The organism is Jeotgalibacillus sp. ET6 (genome assembly GCF_029667115.1).
Lineage (GTDB): Bacteria > Bacillota > Bacilli > Bacillales > Jeotgalibacillaceae > Jeotgalibacillus.
The window spans coordinates 99,362-114,600 of the sequence record NZ_JARUIU010000008.1; the positions used below are offsets into that span (position 1 = coordinate 99,362).

The 15,239-nt window shown below is 41.8% G+C and carries 14 protein-coding genes; 8 read left to right on the forward strand and 6 right to left on the reverse strand.

Annotated elements, in window-relative coordinates; all coding sequences use genetic code 11:
• Window positions 1-76: 76 nt before the first annotated feature.
• The 4 genes from P6709_RS16325 to P6709_RS16340 form a co-directional block, all read right to left on the reverse strand.
• A complete protein-coding gene (locus tag P6709_RS16325; protein ID WP_278242008.1) occupies window positions 77-784 on the reverse strand; it encodes a hypothetical protein in 708 nt (235 codons plus the stop codon).
• Complete coding sequence (locus P6709_RS16330) at window positions 771-1,658, reverse strand: ATP-binding cassette domain-containing protein (RefSeq protein WP_278242009.1); 888 nt, start codon at window positions 1,656-1,658, stop codon at window positions 771-773. The genes P6709_RS16325 and P6709_RS16330 overlap by 14 nt, the downstream gene beginning before the upstream one ends.
• Window positions 1,655-2,032, reverse strand: coding sequence for a GntR family transcriptional regulator (locus tag P6709_RS16335; RefSeq protein WP_278242010.1), 378 nt, complete (start codon window positions 2,030-2,032; stop codon window positions 1,655-1,657). The genes P6709_RS16330 and P6709_RS16335 overlap by 4 nt, the downstream gene beginning before the upstream one ends.
• Window positions 2,033-2,487: 455 nt before the next feature.
• Window positions 2,488-3,675, reverse strand: a complete 1,188-nt coding sequence (locus tag P6709_RS16340; protein WP_278242011.1) for an MFS transporter — start codon at window positions 3,673-3,675, stop codon at window positions 2,488-2,490.
• A gap of 251 nt (window positions 3,676-3,926) precedes the next feature.
• Between P6709_RS16340 and P6709_RS16345 the strand changes: the two genes are divergently transcribed.
• Window positions 3,927-4,307, forward strand: a complete 381-nt coding sequence (locus tag P6709_RS16345) for an OsmC family protein (protein ID WP_278242012.1) — start codon at window positions 3,927-3,929, stop codon at window positions 4,305-4,307.
• Between the two features lie 412 nt (window positions 4,308-4,719).
• Here P6709_RS16345 and yfkAB read toward each other — a convergent pair whose 3' ends face one another.
• Window positions 4,720-5,844, reverse strand: a complete 1,125-nt coding sequence (gene yfkAB / locus P6709_RS16350) for a radical SAM/CxCxxxxC motif protein YfkAB (RefSeq protein ID WP_278242013.1) — start codon at window positions 5,842-5,844, stop codon at window positions 4,720-4,722.
• A 221-nt stretch (window positions 5,845-6,065) separates the two neighbouring features.
• Between yfkAB and P6709_RS16355 the strand changes: the two genes are divergently transcribed.
• The 7 genes from P6709_RS16355 (at window position 6,066) to P6709_RS16385 (ending at window position 14,237) form a co-directional block, all read left to right on the forward strand.
• Complete coding sequence (locus P6709_RS16355; RefSeq protein WP_278242014.1) at window positions 6,066-6,248, forward strand: SE1561 family protein; 183 nt, start codon at window positions 6,066-6,068, stop codon at window positions 6,246-6,248.
• Window positions 6,249-6,460: 212 nt separating this feature from the next.
• Window positions 6,461-8,002: a fumarate hydratase gene (locus P6709_RS16360; protein WP_278242015.1), complete on the forward strand. Its 1,542-nt coding sequence runs from the start codon at window positions 6,461-6,463 to the stop codon at window positions 8,000-8,002.
• Between the two features lie 380 nt (window positions 8,003-8,382).
• Entirely contained in the window at window positions 8,383-9,153 is a 771-nt protein-coding gene (gene pdaA, locus P6709_RS16365) for a delta-lactam-biosynthetic de-N-acetylase (RefSeq protein WP_278242016.1), read from the forward strand.
• A 119-nt stretch (window positions 9,154-9,272) separates the two neighbouring features.
• On the forward strand, window positions 9,273-10,145 hold the full coding sequence (locus P6709_RS16370; RefSeq protein WP_278242017.1) for a DNA-3-methyladenine glycosylase family protein: 873 nt from the start codon (window positions 9,273-9,275) through the stop codon (window positions 10,143-10,145).
• Window positions 10,142-11,533 carry a 23S rRNA (uracil(1939)-C(5))-methyltransferase RlmD gene (gene rlmD, locus P6709_RS16375; RefSeq protein WP_278242018.1) on the forward strand — a complete coding sequence of 464 codons (1,392 nt, stop codon included), beginning with the start codon at window positions 10,142-10,144 and terminating at the stop codon, window positions 11,531-11,533. The genes P6709_RS16370 and rlmD overlap by 4 nt, the downstream gene beginning before the upstream one ends.
• Before the next feature lie 48 nt (window positions 11,534-11,581).
• Window positions 11,582-12,973, forward strand: a complete 1,392-nt coding sequence (locus P6709_RS16380) for an aldehyde dehydrogenase (protein WP_278242019.1) — start codon at window positions 11,582-11,584, stop codon at window positions 12,971-12,973.
• 307 nt (window positions 12,974-13,280) lie between these two features.
• A complete protein-coding gene (locus tag P6709_RS16385; RefSeq protein ID WP_278242020.1) occupies window positions 13,281-14,237 on the forward strand; it encodes a phosphotransferase enzyme family protein in 957 nt (318 codons plus the stop codon).
• A gap of 83 nt (window positions 14,238-14,320) precedes the next feature.
• On the opposite strand, the gene P6709_RS16390 is transcribed toward P6709_RS16385, so the two are convergent.
• Complete coding sequence (locus tag P6709_RS16390) at window positions 14,321-15,223, reverse strand: TIGR01777 family oxidoreductase (RefSeq protein ID WP_278242021.1); 903 nt, start codon at window positions 15,221-15,223, stop codon at window positions 14,321-14,323.
• Window positions 15,224-15,239 lie beyond the last annotated feature (16 nt).

Consider the following 15,239-nt stretch of genomic DNA (forward strand, 5'->3'; position numbering starts at 1 on the left):
AGCGTCCCACTGAAGCGAAGTAATCCGATCAAACAGCCTGAGACATACCTTGTCTCAGGCTATTATTATTTTGTATCTACATCTTAATTCTTACTCTTTTCGTTAATGAACGGATGACCCAGAGTGATATAGCCAATAAAATAAAAGATGCTACAAAAGAGATGACTAGTGAAAAATTCTCAAGGGTCTGCAGGGAAAGGAATCGGTGTAAAGGGGTATTTAATTCCCGTGACCAAAATAGATCCATCATAAAAATCAACCCAACTGCACCGTTAATTGTGAAAAACAGTCCCCATCCTCCATAACGATAGTAGCCTGCCCCAATGAGCCAGCCTGCGAGGTAGTAAATGAATATATTTAACGTGAATACAAAGAAGATAGTAAGCCAGGGAGCATTTGCTCCTAAAAAGGTTTTAACTTCAGCAGGTGCAATGAGCTGCTCAATTCCGCCAATGATCATGGCAATCACCATAAAAATCATAGATAATACAGCCGAAGAAAATGCGGTGCCTATGAAATACTGTTTTCTCGTTACCCCAAGCTTCACGTAAAAGCTCAAAAAGCTTGGGACGGAAAGAATTCCAATGACCAGCATGAAAATTTTATAAGGATTTTCGATGAAAACGAAAAACCCATCTATTCCTAAATCGTTTTTATCTCCAAAAAAATAGCGAATGCCAATAAAAATAATGAGTGTAATGGCAATCATCCAAGCTGCCCAGCCCAGCTGAACCGTGGTCATATCATACGTAACTTTAATTTCATTGCGGTTAAATTTTTTCATTGGAATCACCCTCTTTTGTCAGATGAGTAAATAAATCCTGAAGTGAGACGGGACCGATCTCCAGGCCGGATTGACGCGCCTGCAGCCTCTGTTGATCGGAAAGTGTTTCAAGCACAGTGACAGATTTAGTTCCACCTAGCTTTTGCGTATGAAGTTTCTTCATGTTTTGAGCAAAAAGATCTGTATTTTCTGCCGATCCCGTAATGGAGGCCCCTTTTTCAAGCAATACGTCAATCGGCTCTTTTAAAACTAATTTTCCTTTATGCAAAATGACTACTTCTTCAAATAAATAGTCCATTTCTGACACGAGATGTGTGGACAGGACGATGGTTCTTGGGTGCAGAGCATGATCTTCGAGTACTTTTTGATAAAAAATTTCACGTGTTGGCGCGTCCATACCACTGTAAGCTTCATCAAAAAGTGTGACTGGAGACCTGCTGGCAAGACCAATCGTAACGTTAAGAGCAGACAGCATTCCTTTCGACAGTTCATTGACTGGTTTATTTAATGGAATACGAAATGCTCTTATTAATTCCAAGGCATATTGAGCATCATAAAACGGTTTATAAGCTTCAACTGCTTCTAAATATGCTTTTACTTTTTCGGTTTCTTCCTGATAATCTTTTTCGTAAACAAAGGTTACGTGCTGCATAAGCTCAGGATTTTCGAATAATGCCTCACCCTTTGCAGTAATGCTCCCCTCAGAAGGTTCTAAAAAAGATGCAAGAAGCGAAAGAAGTGTTGTTTTGCCGGCACCGTTGCGACCGATTAACCCGTAGATTTTGCCCTCATCAAACTTTAGAGACAGGTCATCGATTGCCTTAAAGTCCCCAAATTTCATCGTAACACGATCCAAAACGATCTCCATTTTCATCCTCTTTCACGTCCTTTCAGCTGCTTCATTAGTGATGATAGTTCATTATCTGATATCCCCAGCTTTTGAGCTTCCTCCATCATTGGCAGGATAAACTGATCCACAAATCCTTTTTTTCGTTCCTCAATTAGCAATTCTTTTGCACCCTCTTCAACAAACATGCCCACACCTCTTTTTTTGTAAATGACACCGGCCTCTACGAGTAAATTAATGCCCTTTGCAACGGTTAAATGATTCACTTTATAAAACGTCACAAGCTGAGTGGTAGAAGGGATTTGTTCGTTTTCTTTTAATTGATTGTTCACTATCTGGTCTTCAATTCGATCTTTAATTTGAAGGAAAATAGGCTTGCTGTCGTTAAATGATTGACTCAATAGGAGATCACCACCTTGTGTTATATGGTTATATAGTTATGTATATAACCATAAGTCATAAAGTGTGATTCGTCAATAAAACGGGAGAAAAGAAGTTGTAACAGGAGATTTTTTAGTATTCGATGAGGATAGAGGTAGATAGACAGTTATTTTTGGATATAGAGGTACTGATAGCAAAGCAGGAGATTAAGAAAAAAAGAATGAGCTTGGGACAAAAGTGTCTCAAGCTCTTTGACCGGTTCGCTACGCTTCAGATGGACGTTTTCCGCAGGGACGGCGCTGAGCCTTTCCAGGGCCTTGCCCTGGATAGTCTCAGCTTGCCGTCAAATCCTGCAGGAGTCGCCACCTTCCGCTCCGCTCTCCTCTTACTATTGATAAATACGTCTTCATTCTTTACATTCTTTTGAGTTTTGTCCCAGCCTCATTCTTCTTTAATATTCAGCTTTTCACATACTTCAAGGACTGATTGAAACGTTTTTAGATCTGTTTTTCTGGATAAATGAAAATGCCATCAAGCTAAGAAATACACCGAAAAGTAAGAAGCTGATCAGGTAGAAAAATCCGTCTGCAAAAAACTGGATGATTAAACCACCGAGGGATGGACCTGAGATGCTTCCAATGCTGAACGCAATACCGCACATGATGTTGCCGGCAGGAAGAAGAGATTTAGGCAGCAAATCGGTCATATAACTGATTCCGAGAGAGAAGGTGGAACCAACAGCCATACCAGCAGCAAAAAAAGTTACAATCAGCCAGGCAGCAGATGTACCTGCAAGACCGGATCCGATAAAGCAAATGGCACCTGTCAGTAAAACTGCCATTAAAACGCGGTGCCGGCCAAACTTATCACTTATTATTCCAAGGGGCAGCTGAAACACAATTGCGCCAATTGAAAAAGCGGGAAGGATAATCGCTATTGCTCCTGCCTCAAGTCCATTTCTTAGCGCATAAATAGGAAAATTGCCATGAAGCGAGGCTTCCAAAAACCCGTAGCTGAGAGGAGGAAGAAATGCAACCCATGCATATTTCCATACTTGTTTAAATCGGTTCATTGTGCCAAGCATCGTCGCTGTTCCTATTTCTCCCTGATCAGGAAAATCATTTCTCAGCAAGAAAACGAGACCCCATGTTAAAAAGGTGAGGATACCGGAGATAATAAATGGAAGGGACCGATCGATCTCCACCAAAGAACTCATCGCCGGACCAATGGCAAATCCCAAAGAAAAAAACAGGCCATACAATGCAATATTCCGGCCGCGGCGCTCGGTTGTAGAAGTGGAAGTAATCCAGGTCTGCGTTGATAAATGAAGCATTTGATCGCCTACCCCTATAAGCAGCCGAAGCAAAAACCAAAACCAAAAATGAGTCCACAGTGGAAATAACAGAAGAGACATCCCCACAATAAAGCCCCCAAATAAAATCAAGGGTCTGTAGCCATACTTTCTTAAAGGAGCCTCCATTAGAGGAGAAGCAATTAATATTCCGATATAGATCCCGGTTGCGTGGATGCCGCTCATGGCAGAAGACACCCCATCCTGCTCAAAAATAATCGCAATTAACGGCAAAAGCATTCCTTGAGAAAAACCCGAGATGGCTACTATACAAACTAAAATCCAAAAACGCAATTTGGCTGTTACACGCATGACTAAAACTCCCGACTAATAAAATTCCTGTGCTGGTAATAATAGTAAAACTAAAGAAATCAGGACAGAATAGACTATCTTCCTCAGAAAACGGGGGGCATTTAAGCAGCGTACCGGGTTGTGGAGTGGTGTTTCCTTTTTATATAAATGATCCTCCGGACCACGGCAGAGAGCTTAGAATGCGAGCATTTTACATCGGTCTGATATATAATTCTACTATAGACAAATAACATAGTGAAGGAGAACCCATCATGAAATTCACAATGAAAGAAAATGGTTTCACAACCGACCTGCCATACGGAACGCTGGATGTATCAGGAAATGAAGAACACGGTTTCCGGCCATATCAGCTGTTAACTGCGTCGATCGCTGTTTGCAGCGGGGGTGTGCTGAGAAGTGTAATGAATAAAATGAGGCTTTCTTTTGAAGATATAGCGATTGAAACAGAAGTTGTAAGAAACGAGCAAAAGGCAAATCGGGTTGAAAAGATTCACATGCACTTTAATATAACCGGTTCAGACCTTGATGAGAAAAAGATCCATAAAGCATTGGAACTGACACGGAAAAATTGTTCTATGGTTCAATCTGTCCTTGGGAGCATTGAAGTAACGGAGACCTTTCAATTAAATTAAACTGCGCATAAAAACCCGGTCCAAAGTCTTTCAATGAAAGATTGACACCGGGTTTTTATGTTATTGGGTATGTTGTAAGATCGTTCATATAATCGCACTCTACGCGCTCATCACCACATCCTTTCAATAAATTCTTTTCTTATTTTCAGGAAGCTACCCTCCTTTTTCTAAGCTACTGAAAGTATAGCATGAATTTATAATAATGTAAATATTCTAAATAAATAAAATATAATAAATTAACTTGCTTTTCATTACTTAGAATCTGAAGATGCTCATTGCAGGATAGGACGGTTACTCGGAACGCTGCGAGGCGTGAGGTCTCTCACAGCCAAGATATCTGATTGAAGTGCAGATTAGCGGTAAAAAAAGAGCCTGAGACAAATTTTGTCCCCAGGCTCGTTTAATACGTTTTTCAACGGGTCAATAACGCTTTTCGTTTCGTAAAATCAATATTTTTATAGTACATATCCTGCACCAGCAGATTTGGTCCGAGACATTGAACAGCTGGACAGTGACAATTCATTTGAGCTGCTTCTTTAGATGAAAGCCATTTGGTAAAAATCGTTTCCAAATGATCATGCTGAATATTTCCCAGTGGAGGCGTATCTCCGAAGTCAGTGACGATTACTTCTCCTGTGAATATACTGATATTCAATCTTGAACGGCCGTCAGGGTCATTACGAACCGTTACGTTTTCTGTTTCGTATAATCGCTTTAGCAGTTTACGGTCTTCTTCACTTGAACTGCATCCGTAAAATGGCAGTGTACCAAACAGCATCCACGTATTGGGATCCCGTATATCCAGCAGTTTGGTAATGGCCTGTTTTGTTTCAGAGAGCGATAAAGTTTCAAGAGAAGACGCAAAGTCACTTGGGTACATAGGGTGAATTTCGTGCCTTTTACACTTCATATCCTCCACAATTTCTTTATGAATTCTTTCAATATGAGGAAGAGTTTTTTTATTGAGCATGGTTTCAGCAGAAATCATAACGCCTGCTTCACTCAAGGCTCTGGAATTAGCTATCATGCGATCAAATAACCGCTGGCGCTGTTCTCTCGTTGGCTTGCGTTCCATCATTGCAAAACCGGTATCAATAAATTCATCGACAGTGCCCCAGTTGTGAGAAATATGTAAAACATCCAGGTAGGGGATAATAGGATCATACTTTTCAAGATCGACCGTTAGATTAGAATTTATCTGTGTTTTTACCCCCCGCTCATGTGCATATTTTAAAATAGGGGCAACATAATCCTGAACAGATTTTCTGGACATCATCGGCTCTCCGCCAGTAATACTCAGCGTTCGAAGATGCTCGATTTGATCAAGTCCGTTTAAAATTACCTCCAAGGGCAAAGCTTTAGGGTCTTTTGGAGAAAGTGTATACCCTACCGCGCAATGAGCGCACCGCATATTGCAAAGCGTTGTGGTGGTCAGCTCAATATTTGAAAGAGTCAATTTTCCATGCTCTTTTATGTCTTCATAAGCCTCCCATGGATCATACTCCGGGGAAATTGCAGCTGAGTTTAATTCATTCATTTATAAAGTCTCCTTATGCTTTTGCATTAAGCCCCATTATCTAAATAAAGACGAGCTCTGTCAATGGCAGCTCGAAGATGTAAAGGGGCGGTTTCCCATATAAGGGTAGTTTATCAATTGGAGGACTGCCATCTATCATCTATTTAAGCAAATCATCTGTTGAGGTTGCATGAACACAAAGAATCCGTTACCATAAAAGCGAGTTTGAAAGGAGCGATACAATGGGCAACGCCATTCACGATAATGACTCACAAATACTTTATTTAAAACAGCGCTTAAATATGTTTTTGGAAGTATTGGAGTCGGTGGATCCTGAGAGTACAGATCTTGAAGATATCGATCGAATGATTGGTATGGTGGATGATCTGGAATTGAAAGTTCAGCAATTTAAAAAGCCGGAATAAAGAACATCCCGTTCTTAGCGCCTGAATTTGTCAGGCCAACGAACACCCGTATAGGTATGCGGGTGTTTTTTTTGCGGTCAAAAACACTGATTAAAGCGAAAAATTTGAAATCGTTTTCAAACCACTACCTTTTCACTTAAGCAGAAAGTATAATGGTTAAGTTGAATACATAAAAGATGCACTCAGTTCGAGGGGAAAGGGGTTTGACCAAAATGAACAGTTCGAATCTTGAAAACAGTTTATATGACTTAATCGTTGAAACATCCACGAACCTGCCCAAGGATGTCAGAAGAGCCATCCGCAAGGGAAAAGATCAGGAAAATGCAGGGACTAGATCGGCAATGAGCTTAGCAACCATTACACAAAATATTCAAATGGCGGATGAAAATGTTTCTCCTATCTGTCAGGATACTGGACTTCCTACTTTTAAAATTAAAACACCGATTGGGGTTAATCAAATAAAAATAAAGGAATCAATTCACAAGGCAATGGTGCGTGCAACAAAAGACGGCAAAATGCGACCAAACTCTGTTGATTCGCTGACAGGAGAAAACAGCGGTGATAATTTGGGAATCGGTTTGCCGGTAATCAAATTTGAACAATGGGAAAAAGAAGAAATTGATATACGTCTGATCTTAAAAGGAGGCGGCTGTGAAAATAAAAATATTCAATACAGTCTCCCGTGTGAACTTGATGGACTTGGACGTGCAGGGCGCGATCTGGATGGAATCAGAAAATGTATTATGCATTCTATTTACCAGGCACAGGGGCAGGGATGCAGTGCAGGTTTTATCGGGGTAGGAATCGGAGGAGACCGCTCATCCGGATATGATTTGGCAAAAGAGCAGCTTTTCCGTTCTGCAGAGGATCTAAATCCAAATAAAGATTTAAAAAAATTGGAAGAATATATCATGAAAAATGCAAATGACCTAGGAATCGGCACGATGGGTTTTGGGGGAGAAACGACACTGCTCGGGTGCAAAATAGGTGTGATGAATAGAATTCCTGCGAGTTTTTTTGTTTCGGTCGCGTATAATTGCTGGGCTTTCAGAAGACTTGGCATTACTGTAGACGCAGAAACAGGAAGCATACTTGATGGGCTTTACCAGGAAGGGGATAAAATTGAATTTAAAGAGGAGAACAGCGAGAGAACACAATCCATTGAATCCTCGAAACTTATTACCTTAGAAGCGCCTATAACGGAGCAAAAAATCCGCTCGTTAAAAGTTGGTGACGTGGTGACGATTGATGGCATGATGTACACAGGGAGAGACGCTATTCACAAATATTTAAGCGACCACGACTCTCCAGTAGATTTAAATGGACAAATCATTTACCACTGCGGGCCTGTTATGATGAAGGATGAAAACGGGAGCTGGCACGTAAAAGCAGCCGGACCCACAACCTCTATTAGAGAGGAGCCTTACCAGGGGGATATTATGAAAAAGTTTGGGATCCGTGCAGTCATTGGAAAAGGTGGAATGGGCCCAATAACGTTAGACGCCCTAAAAGAGCATGGAGGAGTCTATTTGAATGCCATTGGTGGAGCTGCCCAATACTACGCAGATTGCATTCAGCGTGTAGAAGGAGTAGACCTAACCCAATTCGGCATCCCGGAAGCCATGTGGCACCTGAAAGTAAAAGGCTTCACAGCAGTCGTTACCATGGACTCACACGGCAGCAGCCTGCACCGGGACATTGACCAATCCTCCTTGCAAAAACTCGCAAAGCACAAAGAAACAGTATTTAACTAAGTGCTGAAACGGGCGTTCAGATCTGACAGACGTAAGACGATTCGCCGAGCAGGTGCTCTTTGCCTGCATGGCGGAGCGCCTTACGATCCGAGGAGCTGCCCGTTAAAGCCGGATAGCCACTAAGTGCTGAAACGGGCGTTAAGGGGCGACAAGCATAAGACAACACGAACGAACCGAATAGGCGGTCTTTGCCTATATGGCGTGGTGACTTATGACCTCGAGCAGCTAGTGGCAGAACCAATACGTTACATGCATTTACTTTAGGTTGCTCAATAAATCCTTTTTTATTAATACCAGCCTTAAAACACCTTACCTGTGGGTGTTTTTTCTATGTATGCTCCTTCTTTAAATGAACACCATACTAAAGAAAGGAGGAGTGCATGGTGAAAAGAAACGCTTTACTTTATATCATTATTTTCCTGCTATGTATAGCTGCGCCTTTATCTGCTTCTGCTGAGAGCCTGAACTGGGGATTTAAAAGAGGTCAAAATGGAGAACAGGCGGAAGCCGGTGCTCAATACAACGAGCTTTTGAAGAAGTATGATTCAGTCTATAGGGGAACCACTAAAGAAAAGGTCCTTTATTTCACCTTTGACAACGGATTTGAAAATGGATACACAGAAAAAATTCTGGATGTGCTGAAGGAAGAAAAAGTGCCAGCGACCTTTTTTTTAACAGGCCATTATTTAACAAGTGCTGAGCCTCTTGTAAAAAGGATGGTAAAGGATGGGCACAAAATTGGCAACCATTCATGGGGGCATCCGAACTTCTCAACTTTGACAGCGGATCAAATGAAAGAAGAATGGCGAAAGGTGAAAGAAAAAACAACTGAGCTCACCGGACAAAAAGAAATGCTTTATCTTCGTCCTCCTGAAGGAGTTTTTAACGAAGAAACACTTAAAGTTGCTAAAGAGGAAGGGTATACGCATGTGTTTTGGTCCGTAGCGTTTGTCGATTGGTATGCGGATAAGCCAAGAGGGGCTGACTATGCATATAGCGAAATTATGAAACAAATTCACCCGGGAGCGGTTATTCTTCTTCATACAGTATCCCCGGATAATGCAGGAGCATTACAACGTGTCATTCAGGACTTGAAAAAGCAGGGTTACACGTTCAAAGATTTGGATCATTTAATGAAAAATCAACCGTAAAAAAGGGCAAGTGAACCTGATTGCAGGCTCACTTGCTTTTATTATGGAGAGACGGAACCGGATTTCTTTTGGTCTTCTCCCAGCATGATATAATAAAGAAAAAATGGGATGTGAGAAGAATGTGGCAAGAGCGAATTGAAGTGGAAGGACCCTATGCTTTTGATCGCGTCCTTCAGCGTATGTCAATCGATCCCCTTACTGCCGTGGATCAGGAAAATCAATTTGTAAAACTGCCATATGAAGGAACAATTAAACAGGCAGTCACGATTAAAGCAGCAGGCACAACAGCTCATCCTGCCTTTGAAGTAACAGGCAAAGAGGAAGAAGATAAAAAAGAAATAATTGAATATGTAAAAGAAATATTCCACTGGAACACGACACTTTCGCATATCGATCTCCATTTTTCAAAAACGAGTCTTCATAGTCTTTTTCAGGAGCATCAGGGCACGCCTCTTGTGAGAGAGCCTTCCGTGTACAGCTGTTTGCTGAAAAGTATTATTCATCAGCAGTTGAACATGGCATTTGCAGGAACTTTAACCTATCGTTTTGTTACCACCTATGGCGAAGAGGTGGACGGTGTCTGGTTTTATCCGGCACCTGAGAAAGTGGCGGTTTTAACGGTTTCAGAACTCAGGGAACTGCAGTTCAGCCAGCGAAAAGCAGAGTATGTGATTGGTGTGGGGAAGAAAATCAGCAGCGGTGAACTGGATTTAGGGTCATTTGTTTTAAAAGGTGATGAAGAAATTATTAAAGAACTTACCCAATTGCGCGGCGTGGGACCTTGGACTGCGCAAAGTGTGCTATTATTTGGTCTTGGACGAATGGACGTTTTTCCGTTTGCCGATATCGGTATTCAAAACGCATTAAAAAAGCAATATAAAATGGAAAGAAAGCCCACCACAGAAGAGATGGAAGAGTGGACAAAGGCCTGGCAGCCATATTTAAGCTATGCCTCTCTTTATTTATGGAGGAGCATTGAGACAGGGAAGTGAATTCATTGAGTGAAAAATCAGTACAAAAAATAGATGCAGGACAGGAGTTCCCTTTAACAATTAAGCGATTAGGCATTAATGGAGAAGGAATCGGCTATTTTAAAAAACAGGTGGTCTTTGTACCAGGAGCTCTTCCCAGTGAAGAAGTGGTTGTGCAAGTAACAAAAATTAACCCAAAATACGCACAAGCAAAGATTCATTCCATCCGGAAAGAATCACCGCACCGGGTTGTTCCGCCATGTCCTGTGTATGAAGCATGCGGAGGCTGCCAGCTTCAGCACTTGGATTATGACCACCAGCTTTCACATAAACGAGATATTTTGATACAGGCGCTTGAACGGTATACAAAGTTCCCTGTGCAAAATATGGAAATACGAAACACGATTGGTATGGAAGAGCCATGGTATTACAGAAATAAGAGTCAGTTTCAAGTGGGCAAAAAGGGAGAAAAGGTAGTCGCAGGACTATATGGAACGGATTCCCACCAACTCGTCGATATAAAAGAGTGCATCGTTCAAAGAAAAGAAACCAACAAAGCTACACAAGTCGTTCGCAAGCAGCTTGAAAAGCTTAAAATACCTGTTTACAATGAGCGGACAAAAAAAGGCGTGGTCAGAACCATCGTGACGCGTGTAGGCGTTGAAACCGGAGAAGTTCAAATTGTACTTGTCACAGCAGTGGATGACTTGCCGCAAAAGGAAAAATTAATTCGTGCACTTGAAAACAAAATGCCGGAAGTAAAATCGATCATGCAAAATATTAACCCTGCCCAAACGTCTATTATCTTCGGCAATAAAACCGTTTTGCTATCAGGAAAAGAAACAATTGAAGACAAGATGGAGCAGTACACGGTTCATTTGTCAGCGAGAGCGTTTTTTCAATTAAATCCGATCCAAACCAAGAAGCTGTACGATCAAATTAAAGAAGCGGCGGATTTAACGGGTAAAGAAAAGATTGTAGATGCTTACTGCGGATCCGGAACGATCGGTTTATGGCTGTCAAAAGGAGCAAGTGAAATCAGGGGGATGGATGTGATAAAGGAATCCATTCACGATGCTAGAATCAATGCTGCTCAGCACAATGTAAAAAATGCTCAATATGAAGTAGGGTCGGCTGAAAAATGGATGATTCAATGGAAGGAAGACGGCTTCAGACCGGATGTGGTTGTCGTAGATCCGCCACGTGCAGGCTGTGATGCAGCTCTGCTTGAGACCATTCTGAAAGTGCGTCCAAAGCGGTTCATTTATGCTTCCTGCAACCCATCGACGCTTGCAAAAGATTTGATGCAGCTGTCATCAGCGTATAAAATTGAGTATATTCAGCCGCTTGACATGTTTCCGCAAACGGCTCATGTGGAAAGTGTAACGAAGCTGGTTTTAAAGAATTAAGGATTTTTGAATTTTTAATTAGCCACGATTCACTAAAGGAGGATCACCGTGTCCATTCAAACAGAACAAGACGTGCTGGAGATCATTGAGAAGCAGAAAACATTCTTTCATAGCGGAATTACCAAAAAGATTGATTTTAGAATTAAGCAGCTTCAAAAATTGCAGACACTGATTAAAGAGCATGAAGATGAAATTTTAAGCGCTCTAAAAAAAGATTTAGGAAAAAATCCTTTCGAGGCGTATGTTTCCGAAATAGGCATTACGCTTAAAAGTATTCAGACGATGATTAATAATGTGAAGCAGTGGGCAAAAACAGAAAAAGTGAAAACGCCTCTTTTTCAAATGCCTTCAAAAAGCTTTATTATGAAGGAGCCATATGGCAGCGTTTTGATTATCGGACCATTTAATTACCCTTTTCAGCTCGTAATAGAGCCTTTAATTGGAGCACTTGCAGCAGGAAACTGTGCGGTGATTAAGCCTTCTGAAAGCACACCTGAAGTAACAGCCGTGATTCAGCGGATGATTTCAGCTAATTTTGATCCTGCCTATTTAAAAGTTGTTGAAGGAGAAAAAGAAGAAACTTCTTTACTCATTCATGCTCCTTTTGATTATTTGTTTTTTACAGGTAGCGTACCGGTCGGCAAAATTGTGATGGAAGCTGCTTCTAAAAATCTTGTGCCGCATACGCTTGAGCTTGGAGGGAAAAGCCCGACGATTGTGGATGAGACAGCAGACTTGAAAAAGGCTGCTCAGCGAATTCTCTGGGGCAAACTGATCAATGCAGGTCAAACATGTATTGCTCCTGATTATCTGGTGGTCCATCAGTCAATTAAAGATCAGTTAATTGAAGAATTAAAATCTACGATCCATGATTTCTACGGGGACTCTATAGAGGATAATGATCAATATGGAAAAATCGTTAATGAAAAGCATTTTGACCGCCTCGTCTCTATATTAGAAAAAGACCGTGAGCATATTGTAGCTGGAGGGGAAACTAACCGGGAAGAAAGATTTATTGCCCCGGCTATTTTAGACAGCATCACCTGGTCCGATGCAGCGATGCAGGACGAAATTTTCGGACCGATTCTCCCTGTCCTGACCTACAATCAGCTGGATGAAGCGATTGACATGATTCAGTCACGCCCAAAACCGCTGGCACTTTACGTGTTTACAGAGGACAAGCAGACAGAGAAAAAAGTGCTTGAAAGTCTTTCATTTGGGGGAGGCTGCGTAAACGATACGCTAAGCCATGTGGCCAATGACCAGCTTCCGTTTGGAGGCGTCGGCCACTCTGGAGTCAACGCCTACCATGGCAAGCACAGCTTTGACTTATTTTCTCACAGAAAAAGTATGATGAAGAAAAGTACGAAAGTAGAATTAAAGCTGGCTTTCCCTCCTTATAACACAAGCCTGGAAACAATCAAAAAGGTGTTAAAATAGTTTAGTCAGCTTGATCTTAACGATTTGGAAAAAGTCCGTTTAAATTCACTGACTTTTATTGAGACTGTAATCTTACTCAAAAAAGTTTAAAAAATGAGGATATATTATTTGTAGTAGGTGAGCGGAGCGGAAGGTGGCGACTCCAGCAGTATATGACGGCAAGCTGAGCCTTTACAGGGCATGGCCCTGAAAAGGCTCAGCGCCGTCCCTGCGGAAAGCGTCCGCCTGAAGCGAAGTGAACCGGTCGCAGAGTTTGAGACACTTATGTCCCAAGCTCATTTATTTTGATCAAAAAGGGGTTGAACAGATGGATAAAGACTGGGTTGCTTCAAAACTTCACATCCCGGATAAAGCGGTGAAGAGGGCGATAGGTGGACTTCAAAACGAAGTGTTTCATATTGAAACGAAAGAAGGTCCGCTAATTCTGCGGCTTAATGAGAGCAGCCGAAGAACAAAAGATCAACTGCAGCTTGAAATTGATTTTATTGAACACCTGTACCAAAAGAAAATCAAAGCTTCTCGGCCAAGACAATGGAATGGGTCATTTATCCATGACTGGGAGATGGAGAATAAAAGAGTTCAAGCTGTCTTTTTTGAAAAAGCAAAGGGGACTTCCATTCGAATTCTGGATGATCAGTTCTGGGGGAGCGGGTTGTTTCGTGAATGGGGGAAATACATCGGACAAATGCATAATGCTGCTCAGACTTTTCATCATACAGACATTGAAAAAAAAGCTGTACGCAGCAAAGATAACCCGGATCCTGAAGGCATTAAAGCTCAATTGGAACCGGAGATGCACAGCTGGTACACTGATCAGCTGAATGCTCTGATACAGCACACAGTAAAAGAAGACACACACCATCTTATCCATCATGATTTTCACCAGGGTAATTTTATGATGAATGGCTATGAGATCATGTCATTTGATTTTGATGACTGCATGACTGATTGGATTATGCAGGATCTTGCTGTGTCACTATATCATGGTATTTGGCAGGGGAATTCGTTCAGGCCTGGGGAAAAAGATTTAGAAGCGCAAATCGTCAACGGGTTGCTGGAAGGCTATTCATCGGTCCACCGTCTGGATGATGAGATGATCAATCAACTCTTTTTATTTTTAAACATGCGTGACGCGGTGCTCTATCCTATTTTTAAGGAAAAATGGACAGGTGCGCCTTGGCAGGATGCGTATATGAAGCAATTGAAAAAGAGGCTGGTAGAAGGAATTCCATACTTGAAGCGGGAGACGGTATTAAAGTCATGAACGTTTAAGAAAGAACTCCGCTTGAAGTTATAGAAGGCAAAAAAAAATCAAGAGGCTGAGACATGGTCCCGGCCTCTCTGATCTTAAGAATAAATTTCTCTTAATGCCTCATTTAAAGCAGGATACAAAAATGTGAATCCCTTGTTTTTTAGTACATTGGGCAACACCTTTTGTCCTTCCAGTACAAGTGCGCTTTTGTCTCCTAGTGCCAGCTTAAGTGCAAAGCCCGGAGCAGGGATCCAGTGCGGCCGGTTCAGAACTTTAGCCAGGGTTTCCCCGAATTCCTTCATTCTCATCGGGTTAGGAGCGGTAACATTAAATGGTCCTTCAATTGATTTTTCGATAGCAAAAAGCACGGCTCTTGCTGCATCCTCATGATGGATCCAGGATAACCACTGTCTGCCGCTTCCTACCGTACCGCCTGCCATTAATTTATACGGAAGGGCCATATTCGGAAGAGCACCGTCTTCTTTTCCGAGAATGATGCCAAAACGTGCACAGGCAACTCGCACTCCGTGATCTTCAGCGAGCATGGCTTTCTTTTCCCAATCTACAACTGTCTGGGATAAAAAGCCCTCACCCTGTTCAATCGACTGTTCAGTGTAAATTTTTGTTTCAGAAGTAGGATAATAGCCGACTGCACTTGCATTCACTAACACGGAAGGTGGAGACTCAAGCTGTTGAATTATGCGAAGAATCTCATCTGTTGCATTCATCCGGCTGTCGTATATCTTTCTTTTCTGTTCATCACTCCAGCGTCCATTATTAATGGATTCTCCAGCCAGATTTATTACTGCATCAATAGAAGGCAGCTTTTCTTCAGGTGCAGCATTTTCTGTCAGCCATTCAACGTAGTGAACCTGATTTGCTGCTTTGGGCTGATCAGGATTTCTTGTTAAAATAAATACCTCGTGTTTTTCAGAAGTCAGCAATTTTGTGATTGCCTGACCTAAAAATCCTGTTCCTCCGCTTAAAAGGATTTTCATCCCGCATCCCTCCTAC